Genomic DNA, 481 nt, shown 5'->3' with positions numbered 1-481 from the left:
CCCCGCTGAAAGTACTTTACAACCCTAAGGCCTTCTTCATACACGCGGCATGGCTGCATCAGGCTTGCGCCCATTGTGCAATATTCCCCACTGCTGCCTCCCGTAGGAGTCTGGGCCGTGTCTCAGTCCCAGTGTGGCTGATCATCCTCTCAGACCAGCTAGAGATCGTCGCCTAGGTGAGCCGTTACCCCACCTACTAGCTAATCCCATATGGTTCATCCGATAGCGCAAGGTCCGAAGAGCCCCTGCTTTGGTCCGTAGACGTCATGCGGTATTAGCCACCGTTTCCAGTAGTTATCCCCCTCTATCGGGCAGATCCCCATACATTACTCACCCGTCCGCCGCTCGTCAGCAAGAAAGCAAGCTTTCTCCTGTTACCGCCCGACTTGCATGTGTTAGGCCTGCCGCCAGCGTTCAATCTGAGCCATGATCAAACTCTTCAATTAAAAGTGTTTGATGCTCAAAGAAATCGAAAACTTAG

General features: G+C 53.0%; 1 rRNA gene. It reads right to left on the bottom strand.

Annotated features, from left to right (window positions below):
- Positions 1–446: ribosomal RNA gene (locus tag BHE89_RS20250) — 16S ribosomal RNA — on the bottom strand; the annotation flags it as partial.
- Between the last annotated feature and the right edge of the window lie 35 nt (positions 447–481).

This window comes from Shigella sp. FC1967 (assembly GCF_001743005.1).
GTDB lineage: Bacteria > Pseudomonadota > Gammaproteobacteria > Enterobacterales > Enterobacteriaceae > Proteus.
This window is presented reverse-complemented; position numbering and strand designations above follow the sequence as displayed.